The organism is Pleionea sp. WD8-19 (genome assembly GCF_055326765.1).
Genome location: NZ_JBUZOU010000010.1, coordinates 137,687 through 159,290, shown reverse-complemented (window position 1 = coordinate 159,290; position 21,604 = coordinate 137,687). Strand labels below are relative to the sequence as shown.

Annotated in this window: 17 protein-coding genes; 13 read left to right on the top strand and 4 right to left on the bottom strand. The window is 43.0% G+C overall.

Features of this window, described 5'->3' with window-relative positions:
• Window positions 1-6: 6 nt before the first annotated feature.
• Window positions 7-3,246 (bottom strand): TonB-dependent receptor, encoded by a 3,240-nt coding sequence (locus ACTUJY_RS13415; protein WP_463616611.1) that lies wholly within the window; start codon window positions 3,244-3,246, stop codon window positions 7-9.
• Between the two features lie 279 nt (window positions 3,247-3,525).
• Between ACTUJY_RS13415 and ACTUJY_RS13410 the strand changes: the two genes are divergently transcribed.
• The 3 genes from ACTUJY_RS13410 to ACTUJY_RS13400 are packed head-to-tail and all read left to right on the top strand — an operon-like array spanning window position 3,526 to window position 7,088.
• Window positions 3,526-4,542, top strand: coding sequence for an alkaline phosphatase D family protein (locus ACTUJY_RS13410; RefSeq protein WP_463616610.1), 1,017 nt, complete (start codon window positions 3,526-3,528; stop codon window positions 4,540-4,542).
• Window positions 4,543-4,553: 11 nt separating this feature from the next.
• Window positions 4,554-6,293, top strand: a complete 1,740-nt coding sequence (locus ACTUJY_RS13405) for an alpha/beta hydrolase family protein (RefSeq protein WP_463616609.1) — start codon at window positions 4,554-4,556, stop codon at window positions 6,291-6,293.
• Between the two features lie 15 nt (window positions 6,294-6,308).
• Window positions 6,309-7,088, top strand: coding sequence for a S1/P1 nuclease (locus ACTUJY_RS13400; RefSeq protein WP_463616608.1), 780 nt, complete (start codon window positions 6,309-6,311; stop codon window positions 7,086-7,088).
• Window positions 7,089-7,293: 205 nt separating this feature from the next.
• Here ACTUJY_RS13400 and ACTUJY_RS13395 read toward each other — a convergent pair whose 3' ends face one another.
• Together ACTUJY_RS13395 and ACTUJY_RS13390 are read right to left on the bottom strand one after the other, a co-directional pair.
• Entirely contained in the window at window positions 7,294-8,439 is a 1,146-nt protein-coding gene (locus ACTUJY_RS13395) for a pyridoxal phosphate-dependent aminotransferase (protein WP_463616607.1), read from the bottom strand.
• 210 nt (window positions 8,440-8,649) lie between these two features.
• Entirely contained in the window at window positions 8,650-9,087 is a 438-nt protein-coding gene (locus tag ACTUJY_RS13390) for an Hsp20/alpha crystallin family protein (protein WP_463616606.1), read from the bottom strand.
• A 472-nt stretch (window positions 9,088-9,559) separates the two neighbouring features.
• Between ACTUJY_RS13390 and ccoN the strand changes: the two genes are divergently transcribed.
• The 7 genes from ccoN (at window position 9,560) to ACTUJY_RS13355 (ending at window position 17,185) form a co-directional block, all read left to right on the top strand.
• The gene (gene ccoN, locus ACTUJY_RS13385; protein WP_463616605.1) at window positions 9,560-10,987 is read left to right on the top strand and encodes a cytochrome-c oxidase, cbb3-type subunit I; all 1,428 of its coding nucleotides are present in this window, start codon (window positions 9,560-9,562) and stop codon (window positions 10,985-10,987) included.
• An 11-nt stretch (window positions 10,988-10,998) separates the two neighbouring features.
• Window positions 10,999-11,604, top strand: coding sequence for a cytochrome-c oxidase, cbb3-type subunit II (gene ccoO, locus ACTUJY_RS13380; RefSeq protein ID WP_463616604.1), 606 nt, complete (start codon window positions 10,999-11,001; stop codon window positions 11,602-11,604).
• A gap of 5 nt (window positions 11,605-11,609) precedes the next feature.
• A complete protein-coding gene (locus ACTUJY_RS13375) occupies window positions 11,610-11,810 on the top strand; it encodes a cbb3-type cytochrome oxidase subunit 3 (RefSeq protein ID WP_463616603.1) in 201 nt (66 codons plus the stop codon).
• The gene (ccoP, locus tag ACTUJY_RS13370; RefSeq protein ID WP_463616602.1) at window positions 11,807-12,691 is read left to right on the top strand and encodes a cytochrome-c oxidase, cbb3-type subunit III; all 885 of its coding nucleotides are present in this window, start codon (window positions 11,807-11,809) and stop codon (window positions 12,689-12,691) included. Before ACTUJY_RS13375 ends, ccoP begins: the two co-directional genes overlap by 4 nt.
• Before the next feature lie 138 nt (window positions 12,692-12,829).
• Window positions 12,830-14,227: a cytochrome c oxidase accessory protein CcoG gene (gene ccoG / locus ACTUJY_RS13365; RefSeq protein WP_463616601.1), complete on the top strand. Its 1,398-nt coding sequence runs from the start codon at window positions 12,830-12,832 to the stop codon at window positions 14,225-14,227.
• A gap of 79 nt (window positions 14,228-14,306) precedes the next feature.
• The gene (locus ACTUJY_RS13360) at window positions 14,307-14,804 is read left to right on the top strand and encodes a FixH family protein (RefSeq protein WP_463616600.1); all 498 of its coding nucleotides are present in this window, start codon (window positions 14,307-14,309) and stop codon (window positions 14,802-14,804) included.
• Window positions 14,801-17,185, top strand: coding sequence for a heavy metal translocating P-type ATPase (locus tag ACTUJY_RS13355; protein ID WP_463616599.1), 2,385 nt, complete (start codon window positions 14,801-14,803; stop codon window positions 17,183-17,185). Before ACTUJY_RS13360 ends, ACTUJY_RS13355 begins: the two co-directional genes overlap by 4 nt.
• Before the next feature lie 180 nt (window positions 17,186-17,365).
• On the opposite strand, the gene mscL is transcribed toward ACTUJY_RS13355, so the two are convergent.
• Window positions 17,366-17,821 (bottom strand): large conductance mechanosensitive channel protein MscL, encoded by a 456-nt coding sequence (gene mscL / locus ACTUJY_RS13350; protein WP_463616598.1) that lies wholly within the window; start codon window positions 17,819-17,821, stop codon window positions 17,366-17,368.
• Window positions 17,822-18,045: 224 nt separating this feature from the next.
• Here mscL and ACTUJY_RS13345 point away from each other — a divergent pair, with 224 nt between their 5' ends.
• Genes ACTUJY_RS13345 through ACTUJY_RS13335 form a run of 3 tightly spaced genes read left to right on the top strand, consistent with a single transcriptional unit; the run spans window position 18,046 to window position 21,388 of the window.
• Window positions 18,046-18,669: a c-type cytochrome gene (locus tag ACTUJY_RS13345; protein ID WP_463616597.1), complete on the top strand. Its 624-nt coding sequence runs from the start codon at window positions 18,046-18,048 to the stop codon at window positions 18,667-18,669.
• Window positions 18,670-18,674: 5 nt separating this feature from the next.
• Window positions 18,675-19,886 (top strand): cytochrome-c peroxidase, encoded by a 1,212-nt coding sequence (locus tag ACTUJY_RS13340; RefSeq protein WP_463616596.1) that lies wholly within the window; start codon window positions 18,675-18,677, stop codon window positions 19,884-19,886.
• Entirely contained in the window at window positions 19,886-21,388 is a 1,503-nt protein-coding gene (locus tag ACTUJY_RS13335) for a parallel beta-helix domain-containing protein (protein ID WP_463616595.1), read from the top strand. Before ACTUJY_RS13340 ends, ACTUJY_RS13335 begins: the two co-directional genes overlap by 1 nt.
• Window positions 21,389-21,604 lie beyond the last annotated feature (216 nt).

The following is a 21,604-nucleotide window of genomic DNA, read 5'->3' as shown; positions in this document are numbered from 1 at the left end:
GTTAATTTAGAAACTGTATTTAAAGCCGGCTTTTAAACGCCAAACCGATTTATCTGCCCGGTACCTGGCAGGAGAACCATACTGAAACCCTCGGAATGGCTCAGTGTACTCATATTGACCATCGGCATTGATATCGTAATCGAACAGTGTTTGAGTGGTATCACCAAAACGATTGTAATAAATGTCGCCACGTGAACTGTCAATTAAGTTTAAGAAGTTTTGGATGGTTAAATAAAACTCACCCTTATCGTCGTTAAATAAACCGGGCAACTCTTGTCGGATCACTAAGTTCATAGTGTTGTTCCAAGGGCTACGATAAGCATTACGTTGCAAATACCCGCCAGAGGTAGGTAAACCGTTCGCTTGTAAATGCTCAATGATTTGCTCGTAAGTCAAGAGGTCATCATCGGGATGGCCGGTTCCAAAATTAACGGCCGGATCATTAGGGCCGGTTGGAATATAAGGTAAATAACTACTGCTGCTATAGAAACGTTCTGGATCACCAAAGTCGCTGTCTCTAAAGGAGCCCATAACCCAACTGTAAGGTCTGCCCGATGCTCTTTGGAAGAAAAGTCCAAAACTGGTTTTGTAGTTTTCGAAAAGCTCGGTACTGTAGTCGATGTTGATTTTTAAACTGTGCTCAGTTTCATAAGACGCTGTGGCAACAGAAGGGTTTTGGCGATCGTAAACCACGGTGTATTGATAGTTCGACTCAGCGGTAGAGTTATCGGAAGAAACAATGTCTTTTACATTTTGGTTGGTATACGAAATATCGAGTCGCAAACCATTGTCCCACATTTTGCTTGCAGAAAAGCTCGAGATGAGACTCTCACCACCTTTGCCATTGGTCATCATGATGTCATAGTGATTTAAGTCACCATTTATTGGCTCATATCGACCGTAAATAGGACGACCGTCTACGGTTGTGCCTACCTGAGCTCGAGCCAAATCAACCCAGCGAGCATCTCTTACGATGTCTTTGTAGATCACTTCAGCGGTTAAGTTCCAGTCATCACCTAAAACACCCAAGTCTTGATTGAAATCTGCCGCTAAACTGTACAGCCAATGTTTAGGCACTCTAAAGTTAGGATCGATAGGCGTTGCATTACCATCGCCAGATGCCATAGTGTTCAGAACATCCTGGTCAACCGATGAAAACGTGGTAATTTCCGTCAGGTATTGTGAGCTATTAATTTGTGAATAGTCAGGAGTAACAATGGTCACACCGTCGTTAGTAAACGCGTTAGAAATCCAAACATTTGGACGACCACCACTGAATAATCCGACACCACCTCTCACAACAATGTCTTCAAACCCACTGTATTTGAAACTCATGCGCGGCAACCACATATCGTGACCGTCTAAGCTTTCATTATTAGCAAAGCCATAACGCTGAACAAAGTTTTGGTTCAGTGTTGGGCGATCCGGTGAATGTATGTGTTCGTATCGTATTCCAAATGACAATTGTAAATCGAGGCTGTAATCCCAGGTATCGTTGATATAAAAGTTATCGTACGTGTAACGGAAGTTAGCCGCTGCGTCGTTAGCGTTATTCGTGTACGCATTTTGATAAACAAAACTCGCTGCCGTACCACCTTCAAACGCAGGCAGATTCGGATCGTTGAGCTCGAAGCCATATAAAGTACCCTCAAACTCTTGCTGAGAATCGAATTCCCAGGTGCCTAACGAGTTCGGAACAAATATATTAAACGCTTCAAGTTCTTCGTGTTGCCAGCCAAAATCAATCGTATGATCATCTAACAAATACTGACCGCTAAAGTTTATCGAAAAGGTATCGTTATGCAGTTCATTTGCGTGGCGATTACGATCGGGTCCCATTCGAATAGTACGAGTGTTTGTATCAATTTGGCCGTTTGCCGGGTTGATGTACTCCATTGGCACATCAATGGACACCGCGCCCATTCCTTTTCCTAACAAAGGGTCTTGCGTATTATCGGACCGTTTATCGGTAATTTTTACTTCCGTCGAAAAATTCGCAGTCCAGTCAGCGTACCAATGAGCAGACATGCTGGTTAACTTGTCGCCCCGATTCATCCACGACGACGTTAAGTTAAAGTCTGCATCGAAATCCGAAGACGTTGCTCGAGACCAACCCGTTGTAACCGTTCCGTCTGTACGTTGGTATGTAAAAGACGTACGGTGAAACTCATTGATATCCCAATCCATTTTTAAAAGAATTTTTTCATCTTCTTCTACAGGTGTTCCATAAAGATTTCCAGGCGTTGCACCGTAATATTGAGTTGCGATATCAACAATTCGCTGTAACACTTCTGCCTGATTAGTACCCGCTTGAGGTGTTAATGCAGGATCTTGGCTACGGTCATACTTTTCATAGTTAAAGTAGTAAAAAAGTTCGTCTTTAATGGCGGGACCACCAATGCCAAATCCCCAAGTGGTTTCATTTAAGTTCTCAATAGAACCTTCTTTCGGATCACCTGCCCAGTCACCATCAACCTTTTCGTAAAAAGCATTTCCTTTAAGTTCATTGGTGCCCGACTTAGTAACTACACTGATTTTACCGCCAGAAAAACCACCTTCAGCCGTATTAAAGGGGTTTGTTTCAATACTAATTTGTTCCACAGCATCGATAGAAATCGGTGAACGTTGAGTGGGGTAACCATTACCGTTTAAACCAAAGTCGTCATCCTGACGAACACCATCAACACTGATACTGTTATAACGAGGGTTGTTGCCCGCGATGCTCATTTTTGCTTCGTTGCCTGTTCCAATATTAACAAGCGGGTTGCGACGCAAAACATCTTTTAAGTCGCGTCCAAAAGACGGCGAGTTAGCAATGTCTTCACTGCTAAACGTACTCGCAGAGCCACTGTTCGGATAACGATAAGCCGAGCGATTCGCAGTAACGGTCACTTTATTGGTGTCATCGAGAGACAGCAGTTGCTCATTGATTTGGAATGGCGAACCGACTTCTAAATAAAGATCGTTTAATTCTTTGTCTTGATAGCTTTCAGAATCAATAATAACGGTGTAAGGGCCACCTACACGCAAGCCACTGACGACAAAAGCACCAGAAGCATTGGGCTTTACGACTTTTTCGGCACCGGTCGGTTCATGTCTGATGGTAATCGTTGTGGTTGGCGCTCCCTCTCCCATTGGGTTTAGGATGAGTCCGCGGATGGAAGATGAGGTGTCACTTGCTGCAAATATTGGCGAAGAAATAGCCAACGTTACAGCACATGCGACCGCTGAAAGCTGTTTGTTCATCATGTTTCCTATATGTTATTGCAAAATGTGATGGTCAGTTTTAAAGCGGCGCGTATCGTAGCATTGAATTGTTACATTTTTAAGAGAAAGATGAATAAAAAGTACACATCAAGTGGATCTTTGCACACAACTGTTTAAAAATTATTCAGAAAAATTTAATTGCACCGAATTGTTTCAAAAATTGTTAAAAAGTCTTCGATAAAGTCACTACTTGAAACCATCTTGCAACATAGGGTATATCATCCTCACGTTCCTTTTTTTTAAAGACACATAACCCTTGTGAATCGCATCATCCTATTATTTCTTTTCGTATTTACGACAACCATTCATTCAATTGGTGAAATATTAACCATCGGATTTGGCTCTTGCGCAAGTCAAAATCATCCCCAACCAATTTGGCCAATCATTAGCCAGCACCAACCCAACTTATTCATTATGCTGGGTGACAACGCTTATATCGATAGCGATAAAGCGGTTGATATGAAAATCGCGTATGAGCAGCTTTCAAGCAACCCAAACTTTAAAAAATTTAGGCAATCCACACCAATAATCGGCACTTGGGACGATCACGACTACGGCGTCAATGATGGTGGAAAAGATTTTCACGCAAAGCAAACCGCTAAAGCCGCTTTTATTAACTTTTTTAACTACTCGGAAGTCAACGCCATTAAAAACGTTGATCAGGGCATTTATCACAGCAAGTGGATAGAACATGATGGGCTTAAAGTGCAGATTATTTTATTAGATACGCGCTGGTATCGCGATGAACTCACTCGCACTTATTTGACTAAAGAGCAACTCGCAAAATTGAGCCTCGGCCCTTACCAACCCAACAGAGATAACTCTCGAACGTTACTGGGTAAACAACAGTGGGGTTGGTTAGAGCATCAGCTTGCTGCTCCAGCGGACTTTCGTATTCTTGTCTCAAGTATACAAGTGATTGCAGAGTTTACGGGATGGGAGTCTTGGGCGAACTTTCCAAATGAACGAGAGAAGTTGTTTCAGTTGCTCGATAAATACACCAAAAATGATATCATTCTACTCAGCGGCGATGTACACCGAGCGGAAATGTCTCAGTTTGATTATAATGGCAAGAAATACAACGAAATAAGCAGCAGTGGACTGGCAGCCAAAACCTATCCTGCAGCGCCCAATCAACATCGACTCGGCGAAGCACTCATCGATGAAAATTTTGGTTTACTTGAAATCTCCCGAAATAAATCGATTGTAACAGTAACAGGTACTTTGCATACGAAAACGGGCTCCGTCCACCAATCAATTTCACTTAAAAAGTAAGGAATACATTTGTGCATGTAAAAAAAGTCAGCTTTTTTTTAATAGTTCTCAGTTGGATTTCACCGCTATCGTTTGCTTCGACTGATGACTTTATTAATAAACTGATTCAACCAGATGAATTATCAATCGTAAAAATTTCACCTTCCGGTAATAAAATTGCCGCTCTAAAACGTATAAAAGACGAAACTCAGTTGATTATTATTGACAGCAATACGTTAAAAGACATCGACTCTTTCGAACTCAATTATCAGGATGAAATCGGCTATTTCTATTGGATATCCGACAGTCGAATCGTATTTCATATCAACAATCGAGCGAGTAACCAACCTGGACGGTTTAATGGCCTGGCAACATTTGGTGAGCTCTACTCTCTGGATCTGGATGCTAAAAAAGGGCAACTCATATTCGGCCTCCGTTATCGATACGCCAAGCAGAAAACCAAAAAAGCGAAAAGAATACAATTAAAGCATCAAGGAGTCAGTGAGTCTTGGGCGGAATTAATTTCCAAACGCCCAAATGATGAAGAGCATATCTTAATATCCTCTAAAGCTTACTCAAAAAACCAGGATAAACTGAAGCGCATTTATAAATTAAACGTTATTAATGCCGACATTGACTTTGTTGCAGAATATCCTGCAATCGATGCATATGTAAGCGTTGGCGAAGATGGAACGCTCTACTCCAGGAACAGCAAAGGAAAAATATTTTTTGACCCTCAAACATCGAAGTGGACTCAAGATAGCAATGAAAAAGTTAATACACCCACGGAAACACAGGCTTCAAATCATATAAGTCCACAAGAATCCACATCGACTTTTGATCATATTGCTGAATTAACAAAGCATTTCAATCAACAGAACGTTGAAATTCAAAACAAAGACAACAGTGAAAATTTATGGATCATCAAGGTAAGTAGCGATATCAATAAAGGCGAATACTACTTATACAACGCTTCTGTACCCAAACTAAAGTTTTTGGGTTTTAAAAATACAGCACTCAAAGACATACCTTTAGCCATGTCGTATCCCTTCAATTTTACAAATTCCAAAGGAATAGAATTGAATGGCATTTTAACGGTCCCAAATGGTTTACAAGCCCACCAACTGCCGGCCATTTTCCTTTCAAAAGACTTCAACCCCCAAATAAAATACAACGCTTTAGTACAACTGTTTGCCCAAATGGGAATTGCGACCATTCAGCTGAATACGGAGCAACGCAAAGGGCTTACCAACACGGAAAAGTTAAGCTTTTATTATAAAGAACAAATTGACGACTATATTTCAGGTATAGAGTATTTAGTTAATAATCAAATTGTGGACCAAAACAAACTCTGCAATATGGCAAAAAGTGAGCTAGCATTGAAGCATCTATTAATGAACACTCAAAAGCCAGATCTGTTTAAATGCTCGATTTACCTGTCTCCCGTGAGCAGCCTGAAAACACTTAAAAACAACGACTATTACCGCATTAAGTTTTTAAAAGACATTGACGATAATTTACTGCAGCCGTTCGACATCACTAACCGTATTTCACTTATAAAGGCGGACTCACTGGTCGTTTTCGGTGACCGACAAAAACGAATTAAAACGGAACAAGCGGAAAATCTGGTTAGACTGTTAGAGGATAACGAAAAACCGGTCATCGAATTGGAGCTAAGTTACGAAGACGACACCATTGAAAATCCCGACAATAAACGGCAATTATATAAAACCATTGAAGCGTTTGTTAGCAAAAACCTTATACAACGATAATTACAGGACCCACTCATGTTGAAACTGAAAGCAGCATCACTATCTTTGTTACTTTGTCTCGTCAGTTCATATGCCTTTAGTTTTGGCCAAACTGGCCACCGAGTCACCGGAGCGATTGCCGAGCAGTATTTATCTGAGAAAGCGCGTAAACAGATTCGCGACATCATTGGTAATGAATCACTGGCCGAAGCGTCAACCTATGTGGATGAAATGAAGTCTAATCCGCAGCACTTCTGGCAAAAAGTGGCTAACTCTTACCATTATGTCACCGTTCCGAAGGGTAAAACCTACCAACAGGTGGGAGCTCCCAGTCATGGCGATGCGGTAACCGCGTTAAAAATGTACCGTGAAGACTTGAAAGGCTCCAAAACGCCACTGGAACAAAAGCAGTTAGCATTAAAATTTATTATTCATATTATTGGCGACTTGCATCAACCTTTACATGCAGGAAACGGCACCGACAAAGGTGGCAACGATTTTAAAGTCGACTTTTTTTGGCAGCCATCTAATCTGCACAGAGTATGGGACAGCGGACTGATTGATCGTCAACAACTCAGTTACACCGAATGGACGCAATGGCTCACGCGCACCATTTCCGAAGACGATAAGAAAGATTGGTACGCCATCGATCCGAAAGACTGGATTGCAGAAAGCATTCAAATTCGCGATACCATTTACCCCAACGATCCTAAAATCAGTTGGGATTACCAATATAAGCACTTACCAACGCTTAAACTACGAATGAAACAGGCCGGTGTTCGCATAGCGCACTATCTTAATGAGATTTTTCGTTAGGCATGTGGAAAGATTTAGACCATTACGCTTTGTAGCCTGTTCCGATAGGAGGTAGCTCTAAATCGCGCTTAAAGAGCGTTCTTACAAACCGACTGAAGTCCTCGAAGGAATAGCTCCATTCGGCTTTTTAGACGCGATAAATCCTAAAAGCCATCTCAAGAATGCCTTTTGAGATGGCATCTCATTTCAAAGTTGCTCTAATCGTTTAAACCTGAGCCAACTTCTCAGCCGCTAATTTTAAAGTTTCATCGTTTTTCGCAAAACAAAGTCGAATCAACTGTTGGTTTTTGGGTGTTTCGTAGAAAACAGAAATTGGAATCGATGCGATGCCTACTTCCTCTGTCATCCACTTGGCAAAGTCCAGTTCAGGCATATCACTCACCTGTCGATAGCTTACCAACTGAAAATAGGTTCCGGCACAAGGCAATAGCTCAAATCGTGTTGGTTCAAGCAACCGCCTTAATAGGTCGCGTTTTTGTTGATAAAACGCAGGCAACTCTTGCCAATGTTCGGGATGTTCCATCAACATGTCTGCGAGAGCCGCCTGGATCGGCGTAATTGTACAAAAAGTAAGATATTGATGCACTTTGCGAAACTCCGCACTTAATTCCGGTGTCGCAATACAGTAACCCACTTTCCATCCGGTAGTATGAAATGTTTTTCCGAAAGAACTGATGACAAAACTGTGTTTGAATAGCTCAGAATATCGATGAACACTTTGATGAATTTGCTCATCAAAAATAATATGCTCGTACACTTCGTCACTGATCAAAAACAAATTTTCACTGAGCACCCGCTGTGCCAGTTGTTCTAAGTCATTTGCAGTTAATACACTGCCACAAGGGTTATGCGGCGTGTTAATAATGATGGTGCTGGTTTTGCGACTGAGTGCTTTGTCGAGCGCAGCAAAATCAATGGTGAAGTCATCGTTTAACGAAACGTGTACCGGTGTTGCACCAGCCAAGCGAATGGCCGGATCGTAGCTGTCATACGCCGGATCAAATACGATCACTTCATCACCGGCTTGTACCACCGTATGAATAGCAGCGAACAAAGCTTCTGTTGCACCCGAAGTAACCGTAACTTCAGCGTCTGCATCAACGCCACGGCCATAACAAAGCTCTGTTTTGCGCGCTATTTGTTGGCGCAAAGCGGGTAGCCCCGTCATAGGCGCGTATTGATTCAAACCTTCAGAAACATAATGAGCGACTCTTTGTTTTAAGAATTCGGGGCCATCAAAGTCTGGAAAACCTTGCGATAAATTAATTGCATTATGTTCCGCCGCCAACTGCGACATTGTTGTAAATATAGTGGTTCCGACTTTTGGAAGCTTACTTTGGCACAGCGTCATCTCGATGACTCCATCAGTGAAAGCGAAGTATTATGACACAGCCTAATAAAATGTCAGTTCGCCGGTTATTTTTTCTTTTGTCAGATTTCCCTTTTACTCAAGTTAAGTCGATGCCGGTGCAAAAGAGCAGCAATGACCAGTATAGTGTTTAAGTGACGTTAACCAAAGAGAAGAGCTGGCGCGATAAAAGCGCCAGGTAATTGGAATAAATCAGCGTCCAATTTCAATTTTACGAGATTGCTGAGGTTCGGTTTTAGGTAAAGTGAGCTCTAATACGCCATCCACTGACTTGGCAGCGATAGCTTCCGTATTAACATTATTCGGTAACGAAAACGAACGGAAAAAACTCCCGTAGCTTCGTTCAACTCGATGCACACCCTCTTTGGTTTCATCCAGTTCCGACTTTCGCTCTCCTTTTATTGTCAAGGTTCCTTCTTGCGCGGTCACTTCAATATCTTCGGGCTTCACCCCCGGGATATCCGCTTTAATAATAAAGCTTTGATCCGTCTCTTGAATATCAACCGCCGGTTGCCAATCGGTGTTCATTAGCGCGCCAGACTCGGCAGGGTATCTTTTATCGAACAGATCATTGATGTCACGATGCAACTGATCAAACATTGACCAAGGCTTATATTTCATCAAGCTCATAATATACCTCCGGTGTTTCAACAATAGAGAATTGGTTTGAACACGCTTGTCTTGGAATGTTCTACCAACGTTATTAAATAATCCGTAAGAAAATATAGATCAAAATCAAATTCTTGCTGGGTTTTCTGGCCTTTCAAAAAATAGTGTGGAAACGGACATTATTAAGCATTCTTTATTATTTTTTGTGATTTTTGTGCGCCGCAACCACAATTATAAGTTATAATTACCCACCTATTGCTGATGACTTGCCATCCGAAAGCTGATATTGCATCAAGCCCATTGGTTTGGCCATTACGTAAAGCGCAGAAAAACGTCGAAAATTCAGGAAGTTCTCCAATGCTGTTGTTGTATTTACAGCGATTCACAACATGTTTTCATAAAAACCACAGACTGATCCAAATCAATCTGTGTATTGGAGCTTCCGTGCACAATCACTTCGTGAAAACCTTAACTTAGACACTTGGAACCAACTATGACTGACACAAACACACCGTCTTATAACTATACGGTGGTACGGCAATTTGCTGTCATGACCGTGATTTGGGGTATTGTGGGTATGGGTGTAGGTGTGCTAATCGCGGCACAACTCTTATGGCCCGATCTCAATATGGATATCCCATGGCTCACCTATTCGCGTTTACGCCCACTGCATACCAACGCGGTAATTTTTGCATTTGGTGGTTGCGCTTTGATGTGTACTTCATTTTATGTGGTACAACGTACTTGCCAAGCGCGTTTGTTCAGTGATTTCTTAGCCAGTTTTGTTTTCTGGGGTTGGCAGTTAGTTATCGTTTTAGCAGCCATCACTTTACCTTTAGGTTTCACTTCTGGAAAAGAATACGCTGAATTGGAATGGCCAATCGATATTCTCATCACATTGGTTTGGGTGGCTTACGCGATCGTCTTTTTTGGAACCATTGTTAATCGCAAAGGCGCTCATATTTACGTCGCCAACTGGTTTTACGGTGCCTTTATCCTCACTGTTGCTGTTCTGCACTTGGTCAATAGCGCGGCGGTTCCCTTAAGTCTCACCAAGTCTTACTCAGCTTACGCCGGCGCCATGGATGCGATGGTCCAGTGGTGGTATGGGCATAATGCGGTGGGCTTTTTCCTAACGGCCGGTTTCTTGGGCATGATGTATTACTATATTCCTAAACAAGCCGAGCGTCCGGTTTACTCTTACCGATTATCCATTGTGCACTTCTGGGCACTCATTGCTATCTATATGTGGGCGGGCCCTCATCACTTGCACTACACCGCTTTGCCCGATTGGGCTCAGTCGTTAGGCATGATTTTCTCTCTCATCTTACTTGCTCCTTCTTGGGGTGGCATGATCAATGGCATCATGACGTTGTCTGGCGCGTGGCATAAGTTACGTACTGACCCCATATTAAAATTCCTAATTGTTTCACTGTCGTTCTATGGCATGTCGACCTTTGAAGGCCCAATGATGGCCATTAAAACCGTCAATGCGCTTTCTCATTACACCGAATGGACCATCGGTCATGTTCACTCTGGCGCATTGGGTTGGGTCGCCTTTATTTCCATTGGTGCCATGTATTACATGCTTCCCCGAATGTTTGGTCAAAAAGAAATGTACAGCATTAAGCTCATTAACTGGCACTTTTGGATAGCGACCGTAGGCGTGGTGTTATACATCTCTTCTATGTGGATCGCCGGTGTGATGGAAGGATTAATGTGGCGCGCCTTCAATGACGACGGAACCTTAACCTATACCTTCGTTCAAGCGCTTGAAGCGAAAAAGCCCTACTACGCGATTCGCCTTGCGGGAGGAGCATTGTTCTTTAGCGGTATGCTGATCATGGCTTACAACATGTTTCGTACCATGTCCGCTCCAAAACCACAAACGGCTACCGAAGCTAAACCTGTTGCCGCCTAAGGAGATCGCGAATGAAACACGAAACGATTGAAAAAAACATCGGTTTAATGGGTTTGCTGACCATCATCGTTATCAGTTTTGGTGGTTTAGCAGAAATTGTCCCATTGTTTTTCCTTAAAGAAACCACAGAACCTGTGGCTGGATTAAAACCTTACACCGCACTGCAAATGGAAGGCCGCGACATCTATATACGAGAAGGGTGTAATGTTTGCCACTCACAAATGGTAAGACCGTTCCGAGCAGAAACAGAACGTTATGGGCCTTATTCCGTTGCCGGAGAGCACGTTTGGGAACACCCTTTCTTGTGGGGTTCCAAACGAACGGGGCCAGACTTGGCACGCGTCGGTGGTCGATATTCGGATGAATGGCATCGCGTCCACCTCATCAACCCACGCGATGTGGTTCCCGAATCCAATATGCCAGGATTCCCATGGTTAGACGAAAACCTAATTGACTCCGAACTCACACCGAAAAAGCTGCGTATTTTTAAAGATCAATTTGGCGTGCCTTATAGCGAAGAGGACATTGCCAATGCCAGCAAAGAGGTAGAAGGTAAAACCGAACTCGACGCAGTAGTGGCTTACTTACAATCGCTCGGTCACGCAGCACGGAAATAACGACGATGGATATCAACCTATTTCGAGGCATAGTAACCGCGATACTGCTGGTGCTTTTTATCGCACTGGTAGTTTGGGTTTACGCCAAAAAACGTAAGTCGGGTTTTGATGATGCGGCGCAAATGCCACTCAATGAAGCCGATGATGGTATTTATTATTCGAGTGAAGAAAAAGCTAGTGACAAGTTACAAGGTGAACAACAATGAGTGAGTTTTGGAGTTGGTGGATCATTATCATCGTCGCAATAATGATTGTTGGGAGTTTTGTTGTCCTCCATCTGACCCGAAAAATGGAAGATAACGGCGAAGAAACCACAGGACATGTATACGACGGTATCGAAGAGTACAACAATCCAATGCCAAAGTGGTGGCTCAATATGTTTTACATCACACTGGTTTTCAGTATTGGATATTTGGTGCTCTACCCCGGTTTGGGTAGCTACGCTGGCTACAAAAAGTGGACGAAAGAAGGAGAATGGCAGCAAGAAGTTGAAGCTGCTGAAGCCCAATACGGTCCTATTTTCGAGCAATACTTAAACACACCTATTGAAAAGCTGGTAAAAGATGAAGACGCCATGGACATGGGCAAACGCATCTTTTTAAACGTGTGTTTTGCCTGTCACGGCAGTGATGCGGCCGGAAGTCCAGGCTATCCGAACCTGACCGATAACGACTGGTTGTACGGTGGCGATCCGGAAACCATCAAGAAAAGTATTATGGAAGGTCGTTCGGGCACAATGACAGCATTCAGTGATAAATTCAACGAAGAACAAATCACTCATCTCACCAGCTACGTAAAAAGCCTTTCTGGATCAACCGCTCCGGAACATGAAGTAAAGTTTGGCGAGCCTTTGTTTAAAGAAAATTGTGTGGTTTGCCATGGTGCTGACGGTAAAGGAAGTCAAGCTGTTGGAGCACCGAACCTGACCGACACCATCTGGTTGTACGGTGGCTCACGTAAAGTCATTGCCCGGACCATTCGTAATGGCCGTCAAGGCAATATGCCAGCACATAAAGACATACTCGGCGAAGCCAAAGTACACTTGGTAGCTGCTTACGTGTACAGCCTTTCTCAAGAAAAGAACTAACGTTTTTTTGCTTGAGGTAGGGTATTTCGTAACTTTTAAACGCTTTGCTTTGGCGGGCTCAGACCACAGGATATTGAATCGATATTCATAATCTGAGCCTTCCGAAGAATCATTGATAAGCTCGAGGACTTTAAGAAAGTGTCCAAGCCGTCTGAACAAGTCAAACGTACTCGCGATCTTTACGTCAGTGCCGAAAAAATTTATCCACGCCAGGTTCATGGTATTTTCGCGCGATTTCGAGTGCTTTCGGTTTGGGCATTACTCGGATTTTTCTATATTGGCCCGTGGTTGACATGGAATGGTCGCCAAGCAATTCTGCTAGATCTCCCCGCAAGACAGTTTCATTTGTTTGGTGTGACCTTTTGGCCACAAGACTTTATTTTCCTCGCTTGGCTATTGATTATCGCAGCGCTCGCGCTCTTCTTTTTTACCTCACTTGCCGGTCGACTCTGGTGCGGATATGCCTGCCCGCAAACGGTATGGACAGAAACCTTTATTTGGATCGAGCGATTTGTTGAAGGCGATCGCAATCAACGCATGAAACTCGACAAGCAACCGTGGGATGCACGAAAGGTGTTTTTGAAAACATCTAAGCACTTTTTATGGTTGTCTTTTGCTTTATTCACCGGTTACACGTTTGTGGGTTATTTTTCTCCCATAAAAGAGCTCACTACCAGTCTTATTGAGTGGACGTTAGGTCCGTGGGAAATGTTTTGGGTCTTCTTTTACGCATTTGCAACGTATGGCAATGCCGGGTGGTTGCGCGAGCAAGTGTGCTTGTACATGTGCCCTTACGCACGTTTCCAAAGTGTAATGTTCGACGAAGATACACTTGTTATTGCGTATGATGAAAAGCGCGGAGAAACACGAGGCCACCGTAAGAAAGCCGACAATGAATATCAATTAAAAGGGTTAGGCGACTGTATCGATTGCAAACAATGTGTGCACGTTTGTCCAACCGGAATCGATATTCGCGACGGTTTGCAATACGAATGCATCGCTTGCGCCGCCTGTATTGATGTATGCGATGACGTCATGGATAAGATGGGTTACGACCGCGGGCTCATTCGGTATTCTACGCAACACGCCATGGAAGGTGGAGAAACCAAAGTTTTGCGACCGAAAACCTGGATCTATGGCGGCTTACTCGGCGTACTACTGATTGGCTTTTTCACGGCCATTGCTTTTCGAACACCGGTAGAAATGGACATCATCAAAGATCGGAATCGACTGTATGTGGAAACGTCTGAAGGTTTGGTAGAAAACATTTATACCGTTAAAATCGCTAATATGGATCAGAAAGATCACAATTACGAGATCGAAATCTCTGGTTTACCGGATATGAAAGTGTCCGGAAATACAAGGTTTCATATTACTTCGGGAGCGGTTAAATCTTTAGCCTTTCGTGTCGCCGTCGATCCGGGCGATTTAACCAGAACGTCGAACACCATTTATTTTTCCATCCGTTCACAAGACGATGCCTCAATTGAACAGAAGGAAGAAGCTCGATTTATCGGCCCCGCATTGGCACGATAAAAAGTCATTAAGCAAGTTACGAGTGACGAATTCATCCAAGCAATAAGTTTTAAAAACGATAACCAAACACGAGCCAAATATGAAACCACCTGTAGAAGACACCAAACCTTGGTACAAACAAGCCTGGCCTTGGTTTTTAATCGCCCTACCCGGCTCGGTAGTGATTGCTGGTATTGCGACTATTATTATCGCGACACAAAACGCCGACAGCTTAGTTAAGTCAGACTACTATAAAGAAGGGCTCGCAATTAACGAATCCATTGAGCGTCAACAAAAAGCGGTCGCTCTTGGCTTAAAGCTTCACTTAACTTACAACAACAATACCCTCACTCTAAAAAGTGAAACTCAAATAACACAACCTCTGCTCTATTTGTTCGTGCAGCATCCCGTGGATGAAAATAAAGACACCACACTGGTAATGAACCCAACTGAAACGCCAGGCGTTTTTCGAGCGACCAATGTGCAACTGGCTTCTGTAAACTATCGACTCAAACTTTACCCACCCGATCAACAATGGGAAGTGCTTTCTCGGTGGCACCCAAAACAGCAGCCCAATTTTCTACTTGAGGCACAATGAGCCGGGTTTGTTTTCACTGTGAACAATCAGTACCGAAAACGCTTGAGCTAACACTCGAATGGCAACAACAAACGCGTTGGTTCTGTTGCTTCGGATGTCACGCAGTAGCGGAAGCCATCATCGAAAACGGGCTCGATGATTATTACCAATTTCGAACAGAAGTTTCCGTTAAACCAGAAAGCTTAATTCCTCAAGAATTACGTGATATCGACTTAATAGATGATCAACGTGTTCAACAATCCTTTGTATCTCGGAACGATGGGCTTTGCAGTACCGAACTGGCTATTGATGGAATGACTTGCGCTGCTTGTAGCTGGTTAATTGAAAGTCGACTGTTAAAAGAAGCCGGTGTTGAGCAAGTTCAGGTGAATCCAATCAGTCACCGACTCAAGCTCAAATGGAATGACGAACAACAACCTTTAAGTAAAGTTATCAAACTAATCCATGGCCTAGGCTATAAAGCCTATCCTTTTCAACAAAACCTGCGCGAGCAAAACTTAAATAAGGAAAATCGAAATTATCTCATACGTTTAGGAGTTGCAGGGTTGGGCATGATGCAAGTGATGATGTTTGCACTTGGACTTTACCTAGGTGACGTTGACAGCATCGATGTCACGCATCAAAATTTTCTGCATTGGATCAGCGGCCTGGTTGCTACACCCATTGTCCTTTATGCCGGGTTTCCCTTTTATCGAAATGCATGGTATGGATTAAAAGCACGACAGCTGGTGATGGATGTACCTGTTGTACTGGCGATATCGCTCGCCTACCTTGCCAGTATTTGGGCGACGATAAAAGGAAATGGCCAAGTCTATTTTGACTCCGTTTCCATGTTTATTTTCTTTTTATTGCTGGGTCGATTTTTAGAACACCGCTTACGCTTAAAGGCAACCATGGCGAGTCAAAATCAACGCCAGTGTTTACCGCTATCCGTTACTGTCATACAGGGTCAAAATCAGCAAGATATTCCACTCCATCAAGTGAGTATTGGTGATCGACTATTGATTCGTCCCGGCGAAACCATTGCCGTTGATGGTTATTTGTATCGAGGTGAAAGTCATGTGAACGAATCACTTCTTACCGGTGAGTCGACACCGAAGAAAAAGGTAACAGGTGATCACTTGCTCGCCGGAAGCATTAACGATGCTCAAGCGTTTCAAATGCAAGTGTCCGCGATTGGAGAAAACACGTACTTTTCCGCATTAGAACGTATGACAGAACAAGCCAGTTTGCATAAACCACCTATTGGGCAATTGGCCGATCGTATTGCGCATTGGTTTGTATTCTCCATTTTATTAATTGTCACTGCGGTATATGGACTCTGGTTTATACATCAACCCGATAAAGCACTTTGGGTAGCACTTAGTGTTTTGGTTGTCAGTTGCCCTTGTGCGTTATCACTGGCAACACCTGCAGCGCTAACTGCAGCTACACACCGCTTAAGTCAATTAGGTTTTTTAATCTTAAAACCCCACACACTACAATCTTTAGCGAATATAGATGTCGCCGCCTTTGATAAAACGGGCACTTTAACTGAAGGTCAATTAAAAATAGAGCGCATCGTCTCGCACAACAACATGAGTAAAGAAGAGGCTTTGCAAATTGCTTGTGCTATGGAGCGCCATCAAACGCATCCCATCGCAAAAACGTTTCACTTATTTGATGAAAGTAATGTGGCACTCGAAGCAATTATCAATCACCCCGGCTCAGGATTGTCCGCACAATCAAGTGAATCAATATTTCGATTAGGTAATGCTCACTTTTGCGGGGTAGAACCCATTGCTTTGGCTCGTGATCAACTGCCTATTTATCTCACAAAAGATCAACTACACATTGCAACGTTTATCCTTTCCGATCGGTTGAAAGAAGACGCGCCTTCACTCATGGATACTTTAAAAAAGCAACATTTGAGAACAGCCTTATTAAGTGGCGATGAGCAAGAACGAGTATCGGCATTAGGAAGCCGCTTATGCATTGATGACACATTAGGAAACTTACGACCAGAGAAAAAGGCTGAACAATTGAAAGTCTATCAAAGCCAAGGACAACGAGTCATGATGGTTGGTGATGGCCTGAATGACTCAATGGTACTGGCACAAGCGGATGTAGGTGTCGCCATAGATACAGCAACAGACATGACACAGCTCAACGCCGACGCCGTTTTAACCAGTAAAAAGCTGACAACTTTAATTGATGCGCTTTCCTTAGCAAAAGAAACCGAACGCATCATCCGGCAAAATCTGTTTTGGGCTTTAGGGTATAACTTTTGTGCTATTCCTTTAGCGGCAGCGGGTTGGATCCCACCTTGGCTGGCAGCGATTGGCATGACGTTAAGCTCTTTGATTGTGGTTTTAAATGCATTGCGATTGAAAAAACTCTAGTGAGACTTTTTCAAGCTTTTATCCATTCGAAAATCAAACGCCTGAATGATGCGAGCATTTTTTGTTATGCTCTTAATGTGAAATAATTTGTTCTTTGTAAGATGGGTGTTAGCCCATCGTTTATAACGAATCAATAATGGGTTACGCAAAGCTCCCCCCATCCTACAAACTACACAATGATTAATCCAACGCAGCACCACAGCAAGCGCACTTTATCGCTCGCTTGTCGATCTTACTAAAGCAAAACAAACATTCTTTTTGCTCTTTAACGTCTTTATTTTCTTCCTTTTTCTGTAATCGATTGATGCCTTTCACAAAGAAAAACGCTATCCATGAAACGATTAAAAAACTCATAATTGCATTGATTAAAAGGCCAAAGTTTAATGTCACCGCACCGTCTTTTTTGGCCTGAATTAAGCTCGAGTACTCACCCCCCATTTTACCTTCTTTTATCACAATAAATAGATCAGCCAAATCAACGCCACTGATCATCACCCCTAAAACTGGGGCGACCAGATCATTAACAAGGCTCGATGCAATGGTTGCAAACGCTCCTCCAACCACAATGCCGATGGCCATATCCAACACATTGCCTTTAAGCGCAAATTTTTTGTATTCGTTTATGATGACCTTCATTTTATGCACCAACCCTCAAAAGTAAAAAAACAAACACCAAACGGTTCAATAAGCATAGACAAGTAAAATGGATAAACCCCATCATTCATCGGCTGATGGGTTACGCTCCGCTCCCCACATCCTACGGCACTCTGCCACTCTTCATTTTTGAATAAAAAAACAGCTTGAAATTTAATCGCTAAGGTAGCAAACTTGACTTAAATAGCACTTACGTACCAATAACTATGATTCAATCAAAGCTCAGTACGATCTTATTTGCTCTTATTAGCGTGTCCCTTTATGGGACATTCGTTTCAACTGCTGCAGCGCAAGACCAATACGCAACCGTTTGTGCGACCTGCCACGGTGCTAAAGGAGAAGGAAACCCGGCATTAAATGCACCGGGGCTCGCCGGCTTAGACGCCGACTACATCAAGCGTCAAATACTCTTATTCAAAAATAAATACCGCGGTACGGCCAGTGATGATTTAAACGGTCAGCAGATGACAGCTTTTGCAGCTATGCTCGATGACAACGCCATTTCTGAAATAGCAACCAACGTCAGTAATTTACCCGCTGTAAACGCTCAAGATGCGATAACGGGTAACAGCGAATCGGGTAAAAAAATCTACCAATCAAACTGTGCGGCTTGCCACGCAGCCGATGCCAATGGTAATCCAGCACTAAATGCCCCCACTTTAAAGGTACAAGGAAACGCCTATTTAGTAGAGCAATTAAAAAAGTTTAAAAATGGGCAACGGGGCGAGCATCCCCAAGATAAATATGGGCAGCAAATGGCAATGATGGCGAAATTATTGGCCAATGAACAAGCCATGCACGATGTCGTTGCCTACATTCAAACGTTATAACGCCTATGCATCAATTTATTTTGTTATTACTCACCATCATTTTGTTGTTTTCAAGCAATTGTGTTGCGAATGACGCAAAAACTAACTGGAAACTTTCAGAATATTGCCCTCCTGGTTTTGAGCCCGTCGAAAATCAATGCATGTTGCGTAACCTCTATCAATTTTACGACTCGCTTAATGGTAAAGGTGTAGGCGGATTAAAAACCGCACTGCCACCACATCGAGATGGCTTTTCACCTCAACAAATCGATCTGGGACGCTATCTCTTTTTTGATCCCTTACTTTCGGCCGATCACTCGATTTCTTGCGCCAGTTGTCATCAACCGGATAAAGGTTTCAGTGACGGAATTGCACAAAGTATCGGTGTTAACAATCGATTAGCCGATCGCTCAGCTCCGAGCTTATGGAACGTCAGCTTTCTGCAATCGTTTTTTTGGGACGCACGCGCAAAAACTTTAGAACAGCAAATGATAGGACCACTCTATGCCGAAAAAGAAATGGCGAATACTCCAGAGCAACTATTAAACGATTTGAACAACAACGCTATTTACCGACAACTGTTTGCTCAAGCTTTTCCCAATCAGTCGGTCATTACTTTGGATCAAATTTACCTTGCGATCGCAGCATTTGAGTCATCGTTAATTTCATTAAACAGCCGATACGATCAATACGCACACGGGTATACTCAAGCACTTTCAAAAAACGAAATTGAAGGATTAAATATTTTTCGTTCCTTTGTCGCACGATGCGCCGAATGCCATACCCCACCATTGTTCACCAATCAACAAGTCGCCGTACTGGGTACACCTGAGCCACCAGGTAAAGCATTTGATGTGGGTGCTGAAAAAACTTACAACAATCCAGATTTGCGAGGCGGCTTTAAAGTACCCAGTTTGCGTAATATTGTTCAGTCGGCCCCTTACATGCATGCTGGACAGTTCAAAACCTTACGTGAAGCTGTCGAGTTTTATACCAAAGGTAGAGGCCATGCGGTGCCAGACGATCAAAATCTACTTTTGCATTGGCATATTTGGGAGCCGAATTTAACCGACACCGAACTGGATAGGTTGGTTGACTTTTTACACACACTAACGGATGAAAGCTTCACGCCAAGAGTTCCCAGTCAACTGCCTTCTGGATTAAACCCTATTTCTCATAATCATCAATTGGTAAGACACCCCCAAAGCAACTCAGAAAGTGTTACAGGAGAAGAATAATGAAAAAATGGCCCGCTCTCTTTCTTATTATTGTCTGTTTAGCGATCGGCTACTTTGTGGGGCAAGCGAATGTCGATAATTCGGGTGTGATTGTTGGTGATGCTAATCGGTATCAACAACAAAGTAATGATACTTCCAATCCGTATGGCAAAGTACCAACGATTATATTGCCCAAAGTGAATGGACAAGAAATCATCGTTAACGATGGCGATTCGATTCAAGCAGCTGTGAATCGTGCACAACCAGGCGATATCATCAAGGTAATGCCTGGAACCTATAAAGAAACGGTGTACATCGACAAAGACAATATCACGTTATCAGGTCAAATTATTAAGGGTGAATGGCCGACACTTGAAGGTGAAAAAAAGCTGAACGACGCTATTTTATACTCTGGCAATAACTTCACCGTAGAAAACTTCAAAATTACCCATTACAAAGGCAATGGTGTAATGGGACAAGCAGGCAATAATTTTATTATTCGCAATAATATCATTATCGATACAGGCGTCTACGGTATCTTTCCTGAGTTTGGTAAAAATGGGTTGGTCGAATACAACGTATTAACGGGTATCGAAGACGCGGCTATTTATGTTGGCATGTGCGATAACATTCATGTTGCCCACAATGAAGTGTATGGCAATGTCGCCGGCATTGAAATTGAAAATACCCGTCACGCCATCGTTGAAAACAATTACGCGCACAACAATACCGGTGGTATTTTGGTCTTCATAACGCCTGGGCTTCCCATAAAAACAACATACGATGTTATTCTTCGCGATAATTTTGTCGTTAATAATAACCATGAAAATTTTGGTGCACCTGGGTCAATAGTAGCGGGAATCCCTCCAGGTACTGGCATACTGATAATGGCTGCCGATGAAGTAACCATGGAAAACAATGTCATTGTTGGAAATGACAATGCTGGCATTCTCATTACCGATCATGGCCATGCTGCTAATTTAACACTCGATCCGGAAGCGGAACCCAACTCAGACAAAATCGCCATTTTAAATAATGTTATGTATAACAATGGGAACAACCCCATTGACGAAATTAAAGCGTTAATGCTGACTAAACTCATGAATCGAGGCCCGGATATTATTAGAGTTGGTGAAAGCAAAGAAAGCTGCATCAATAACCGCCAAAAATACTTAACTTATGGAATCGATGAGTTTGGAAGCTGCGCATTCAACACCACTTACGGCACCACCACCTACTTATTGCCTGAGCCAGTTGAACCGCGTCAAATTGCCGCAGAAGAAAAAGCATTGCGAGTGTATTATGGCGTGTGCGCCGGTTGTCATGCGTATAATGTTCGAATGATAGGGCCTCCTGTTCAAGTCATTCAAGCGCTTTATATGGACAACCCAAGCGGTATTGTCGATTACATCAGTCACCCAGTCAAAAAGCGCGAAGACTATCCGGAAATGCCTCCTCAAAATTACCTATCAGAAGATTTGAGGCTCGCCGTTGCCGAATATATGCTGACGATTACAAAATAATCGAGATGCGAGTTGCGAGTTGCGAGTTGCGAGTTGCGAGTTGCGAGTTGCGAGTTGCGAGTTGCGAGTTGCGAGAATAATGTGAATGTTTAAACTCTACTTTATCAAGATTTTAAATGCCACTACTCGAAACTCGCTGGTGTAACTTGTCTTTTTTTGCCTTATACAAGTTCAATAAAACAACTGTGATCAAACGATTTGCCGCTTTACTTTATG

Excerpts from the sequence above, each read along its gene's own strand:
- ACTUJY_RS13335 (WP_463616595.1), top strand. The coding sequence starts at position 19,886 with ATGAAAAAATGGCCCGCTCTCTTTCTTATTATTGTCTGTTTAGCGATC.
- ACTUJY_RS13415 (WP_463616611.1), bottom strand. The coding sequence starts at position 3,246 with ATGAACAAACAGCTTTCAGCGGTCGCATGTGCTGTAACGTTGGCTATT.
- ccoN (WP_463616605.1), top strand. The coding sequence starts at position 9,560 with ATGACTGACACAAACACACCGTCTTATAACTATACGGTGGTACGGCAA.
- mscL (WP_463616598.1), bottom strand. The coding sequence starts at position 17,821 with ATGAAGGTCATCATAAACGAATACAAAAAATTTGCGCTTAAAGGCAAT.
- ACTUJY_RS13400 (WP_463616608.1), top strand. The coding sequence starts at position 6,309 with ATGTTGAAACTGAAAGCAGCATCACTATCTTTGTTACTTTGTCTCGTC.
- ACTUJY_RS13345 (WP_463616597.1), top strand. The coding sequence starts at position 18,046 with ATGATTCAATCAAAGCTCAGTACGATCTTATTTGCTCTTATTAGCGTG.
- ACTUJY_RS13340 (WP_463616596.1), top strand. The coding sequence starts at position 18,675 with ATGCATCAATTTATTTTGTTATTACTCACCATCATTTTGTTGTTTTCA.
- ACTUJY_RS13395 (WP_463616607.1), bottom strand. The coding sequence starts at position 8,439 with ATGACGCTGTGCCAAAGTAAGCTTCCAAAAGTCGGAACCACTATATTT.
- ACTUJY_RS13355 (WP_463616599.1), top strand. The coding sequence starts at position 14,801 with ATGAGCCGGGTTTGTTTTCACTGTGAACAATCAGTACCGAAAACGCTT.
- ACTUJY_RS13360 (WP_463616600.1), top strand. The coding sequence starts at position 14,307 with ATGAAACCACCTGTAGAAGACACCAAACCTTGGTACAAACAAGCCTGG.
- ccoO (WP_463616604.1), top strand. The coding sequence starts at position 10,999 with ATGAAACACGAAACGATTGAAAAAAACATCGGTTTAATGGGTTTGCTG.
- ACTUJY_RS13375 (WP_463616603.1), top strand. The coding sequence starts at position 11,610 with ATGGATATCAACCTATTTCGAGGCATAGTAACCGCGATACTGCTGGTG.
- ccoP (WP_463616602.1), top strand. The coding sequence starts at position 11,807 with ATGAGTGAGTTTTGGAGTTGGTGGATCATTATCATCGTCGCAATAATG.
- ACTUJY_RS13390 (WP_463616606.1), bottom strand. The coding sequence starts at position 9,087 with ATGAGCTTGATGAAATATAAGCCTTGGTCAATGTTTGATCAGTTGCAT.